The following is a 3,891-nucleotide window of genomic DNA, read 5'->3' on the forward strand; positions in this document are numbered from 1 at the left end:
TGCAGGTGAGCCTGACCAATGACGGCCCGGTGACCTTCTGGCTCCAGGCCCGGCCTTGAAAGGGAGCAGGGGCGGTATTACTCTTTAAAGTAATACAATATTGGTGTAGGAGGTGCGGCTTATGCGGATTACCCAAAAGGGCCAAGTCACCATCCCGGCCGAGATCCGTGAAAAGCTCGGGTTGCTTCCGGATACCGAGGTGGAGTTCCGATTGGAGGACGGGCGGGTGGTTATGGAAAAGGCCTCGGGCCCGCCGCGACGCGGTAAGCGGGTTGTCGAGCGGCTCCGTGGGCGGGCTAGCGCTGATCTCAGCACCGAAGAGATCATGGCCATGACGCGGGATAGCGATTGAATGGACGCAGTCCTCGTGGATAGCAATGTTTTGCTGGATGTGGCCACCGAGGATTCCCAATGGGGGGACTGGTCCGCCGGCCGGCTGGAGGAGCTGGCCGCGGACCACATGCTGGTCATCAATCCCCTGGTCTACGCCGAGGTCTCGGTGGGGTTCGAGCGCATCGAGGACCTGGATGATGCCCTGTCCCCGGAAGCCTTCCGGCGCGAAGGGCTGCCCTGGCCGGCAGCATTCCTGGCGGGCAAGGCCTTTTTGGAATACCGCCGAGCGGGCGGGGGCAAGGAAGCCCCGTTACCGGATTTCTATATCGGGGCCCATGCGGCGATCCAGGAGTACGGCCTGCTGACCCGGGATACCCGCCGGTTCGGCTCCTATTTCCCCCGCCTGACAGTAATCGGTCCGTAAGCGTGGATCGCCGTCTCTGCCTGAGCCTTTTGGGTGCTCTGTCCCTTGCCGTCGTACCCGGATTGCGGGCGTCGGAAAAGCGGGCCTACGCCCCGGTTACCCCCGAGCGCCCCCTTCGCTTGCCCGCCGACCACGCCGCCCACCCCGACTACGCCACCGAGTGGTGGTATTTCACCGGCTTCCTGGAGCTGGCGGGCGGCGGCGAGCGCACCTTCGAGGTGACCTTCTTCCGCCAGCGGCCCGAGCCCGGCGACTGGCTGGCCAACCCTTCGGCGTTCACCCCCCGTCAGATCGTCACCGCCCACGCCGCCCTGGCCGATCCGGCCGGCGAGACCTTCCGCCACTGGCGGCGCCTGGCCCGGATCGGCCTGGACGGCGGTCGGGCGGCGTCGGACCGGCTGGACGTGGGCATCCGGGACTGGGGACTGAGCGCCGAAGGGCAGGGCGACTGGCGTCTGCGCCTGGGCGGCGCGCCGGGTGAGTGGGACCTGCGCCTGCGGCCCACCGGGGATGCCGTCCGGCACGGCAACAACGGCATCAGCCCCAAGGACCCGGCCGGCAAGTCGGCCAGCTACTACTACACCTACCCGGCCATGGCGGTGACCGGGCGATTGCCGGAAGGCGAGGGCAAGGGGGAGGCCTGGTTCGACCACGAATGGACCTCCACCTTCCTGCCCCAGGGCACCGCCGGGTGGGATTGGGTGGGCCTGCGCTTCGATGACGGCGGCGCCCTCATGGCCTACCGCTTCCGCGACGCTGAGGGGGCCACCGTCTACCGCGCGGGCACCCGCATCGCCCCGGACCGCAGCACCGAGCCCCTCAGCGGCGACGCCTTGGCCTGGGAGCCGGTGCGCACCTGGACCTCCCCGGCCACCGGCCACACCTACCTCGTGGCCTGGGATCTCACGGTTGCCGGGGAGCGCCTTCGGGTGGACGCCCTGTTCGATGCCCAGGAGATGGTGGGCACCTCGGCCTTCAGCCCCACCTACTGGGAAGGCGCGGTTACCGTGAGCGGCTCCCGCAGCGGTCAGGGCTTTCTGGAGATGACCCGCCTCGGTTGACTCCGTATCCGGGTACGGAGTCTAACCTGGTGGACCCATTCCGCCGGAGCCCGTTATGACCCAGATCTACCTGCGCATCACCGGTATGACCTGCGACGGTTGCGCCCGCCACGTAGCGTCGGCCCTCAACGCCCTGGAGGGCGTCGAGGCGACGGTGGCCTATCCGGAGGGTGTGGCTCGAGTCCAAGCGCCGGATTCCCTGGCCGCCGAAAGCCTGGTGGCGGCGGTGGCGGCGGCCGGCTACGGCGCCGAAGTGGAATCGGCGGAGAGCGGCCGGGAGGCCGGCGCCGAAGGCTCGGATCGCCACGTCGCGGTGGTTGGCGGCGGCTCCGCGGCCTTTGCCGGGGCCATCCGGGCCGCCGACGCCGGCGCCAGGGTGACCCTGATCGAGCGGGCCATGCTCGGCGGCACTTGCGTCAATGTGGGCTGCGTTCCCTCCAAGATCCGCCTCAAGGCCGCCGAAGCCGCCTACCGCGCCGGGCACCATCCATTCCGGGGGGTAAGCCGCTGCCGGCCTGAAGTGGATCCGGAGCCCCTGGTGGCCCAGCAGCAGGAACGGGTGGCCGAGCTGCAGCAGGCCAAGTACCGCGACATCCTGGACGCCCACCCCGAGGTAACCTTCCTGGCCGGAACGGCCCGCTTCGAGGATGCCGCCACCCTCACGGTGATCGCACCGGACGGCACCGAAGCCCGGCTCACGCCCGACCGCGTCCTGTTGGCCACCGGCTCCCGCCCCCGTATCCCGGCCATCCCGGGCCTGGCCGAGGGGCCCTATTGGACCTCCAGCGAGGCCCTGGCGGCCACGGAGGTTCCCCCGCGTCTGCTGGTGCTGGGGGGCGGCTACATCGGCTGCGAGCTAGCCCAGGCCTATGCCCGCCTGGGCAGTGCGGTCACGGTGGTGACCCGCCGCGGGCTGCTGGCCGATCACGACCCCGCACTGGGGGCGGTCCTGGGGGCGGTGTTTGCCGACGAGGGCATCCGTGTGCTGGGTAACCGGGAGGTGGAAACGGTAAGCTGGGACCAGGGCGTGGTCCTGACCACGGACACCGGGGAGCGGCTGGCGGGCGATCGCTTGCTGGTGGCCGCTGGCCGCTCCCCCAACACCGAGGACCTGGCCCTGGACCGGGCCGGCGTGGCGGTAGACGCCGAAGGCGCCATCCGAACCGACGACCGGCTGGCTACCACCGCGCCCGTGATCTACGCCGCCGGGGACTGCACCGACCGGCCGCGGCTGGTCTACGTGGCCGCGGCCGCCGGCACTCGTGCCGCGGTCAACATGACCGGCGGCGACGCGCGCCTGGATTTGTCCGTGCTACCCCAGGTGGTGTTCACTGATCCCCAGGTGGCCACCGTGGGGCTGACCGAGGAAACCGCCGCCGACCAGGGCTGGGACCCGGACAGCCGCACCCTGGAACTGGCCCAGGTGCCGCGCGCCCTGGCCAACTTCGACACCCGCGGCCGCATCAAGCTGGTGGCCGAGCGCGGCTCCGGGAGGCTGCTGGGGGCCCATGTGGCGGCGGAGGGGGCCGGCGAGGTGATCCAGAGCGCTGCCCTGGCCCTGCGCCACGACATGACGGTCCAGGCGCTGGGCGATGAGCTGTTCCCCTACCTGACCATGGCGGAAGGCCTGAAGCTGTGCGCCCAGACCTTCACCCGCGACGTCTCGGAGCTGTCCTGCTGCGCCGGGTGAGCACGAGGGGAGAGGTTGCATGACGAGCCAGACAGAGGCGCTGACCGAGCACCTGCTGCCCATCTTCCCCGACTTTGGCCCCGCTGGCCGGCCCATGGCTCGGGCGTTGTTCGGCCTGCTGGCCCAGGGCGGGCCGGTAAGCCCCGAGGCCCTGGCCGGGGCCACCGGCCTTCCCGTGGCCACGGTGCGCCGCCATCTGGCTGCCTGGTGGGGGCTGCGCTACGACAGCGACGGCAGCATCATCGGTTTCTGGGGGCTGGACCTGTTCCCCACCCGCCAGCAGCTTCGCGTGGGTCAGCGCGACCTGTTCGCCTGGTGCGCCTGGGACGCCCTGTTCCTGCCCGGGCTCATCGGCGAGGAAGCGGAGGTGACCAGCCTGTGTC

The 3,891-nt window shown here is 70.4% G+C and carries 5 protein-coding genes; all 5 read left to right on the plus strand.

Annotated elements, in window-relative coordinates:
- The first annotated feature begins 121 nt into the window (after positions 1-121).
- Positions 122-352, plus strand: a complete 231-nt coding sequence (locus V5A19_RS13880) for an AbrB/MazE/SpoVT family DNA-binding domain-containing protein (RefSeq protein WP_332319889.1) — start codon at positions 122-124, stop codon at positions 350-352.
- Entirely contained in the window at positions 353-757 is a 405-nt protein-coding gene (locus V5A19_RS13885) for a type II toxin-antitoxin system VapC family toxin (RefSeq protein ID WP_332319890.1), read from the plus strand. It begins immediately after the preceding gene.
- Positions 758-759: 2 nt separating this feature from the next.
- On the plus strand, positions 760-1,818 hold the full coding sequence (locus tag V5A19_RS13890; RefSeq protein ID WP_332327962.1) for a lipocalin-like domain-containing protein: 1,059 nt from the start codon (positions 760-762) through the stop codon (positions 1,816-1,818).
- A gap of 55 nt (positions 1,819-1,873) precedes the next feature.
- Positions 1,874-3,508, plus strand: a complete 1,635-nt coding sequence (gene merA / locus V5A19_RS13895; protein WP_332319892.1) for a mercury(II) reductase — start codon at positions 1,874-1,876, stop codon at positions 3,506-3,508.
- 19 nt (positions 3,509-3,527) lie between these two features.
- The coding region (gene merB, locus V5A19_RS13900; RefSeq protein WP_332319893.1) for an organomercurial lyase at positions 3,528-3,891 on the plus strand (364 nt) is incomplete at its 3' end.

This window comes from Thiohalorhabdus sp., from assembly GCF_036628635.1.
GTDB lineage: Bacteria > Pseudomonadota > Gammaproteobacteria > Thiohalorhabdales > Thiohalorhabdaceae > Thiohalorhabdus.

Coding starts and splice junctions, on each gene's coding strand:
- V5A19_RS13880 (WP_332319889.1), top strand. CDS start 122: ATGCGGATTACCCAAAAGGGCCAAGTCACCATCCCGGCCGAGATCCGT.
- V5A19_RS13885 (WP_332319890.1), top strand. CDS start 353: ATGGACGCAGTCCTCGTGGATAGCAATGTTTTGCTGGATGTGGCCACC.
- merA (WP_332319892.1), top strand. CDS start 1,874: ATGACCCAGATCTACCTGCGCATCACCGGTATGACCTGCGACGGTTGC.